This window comes from Lyngbya sp. CCY1209 (genome assembly GCF_055795065.1).
In genome coordinates this window covers 1-456 of the sequence record NZ_JAYFER010000258.1, presented here as the reverse complement: position 1 = coordinate 456, position 456 = coordinate 1, and the positions used below count along the sequence as shown (strand labels likewise).

Annotated in this window: 1 protein-coding gene; it reads left to right on the top strand. The window is 35.7% G+C overall.

The features are described from left to right. The coding region (locus AC0QHF_RS07085; protein WP_324703496.1) for a transposase at positions 1 to 456 on the top strand (456 nt) is incomplete at both ends.

Here is a 456-nt window from a genome sequence, read left to right as displayed (position 1 = left end):
ATTTAAGTCTTATCGAGAACTTTCTAAGAAGTACAATAAGGGGGAATTAGCAAACAAACCTCAACTGCCTAAGTATCGCAAAAAAGGAGGAATGGGAGTAGTAACTTATCCCAAACAAGCTTTAAAACTAGAAAAAGGCAGGGTAAGATTACCTTTAGGAAAGAAAGTCAAAGCCCTTTTTAAGATTGATAGTTTTTTCCTAGACTTTCCGACAAATCTTGAGTTTAAAGAAATCAGGGAGATTAGGATTCTACCTCGCAATGGTTGCTTTTATGTCGAATGGGTTTATGAGTTAAAAGCGACTCAACCTCAGTTAGACAAAAACAAAGTTTTAGGTATAGACCACGGAGTTGATAACTGGTTAAGTTGCGTTTCTAATGTAGGGACAAGTTTCATTATTGATGGTAAGCATCTTAAGTCAAAAAACCAATGGTACAACAAACAAGTAGCCACAAT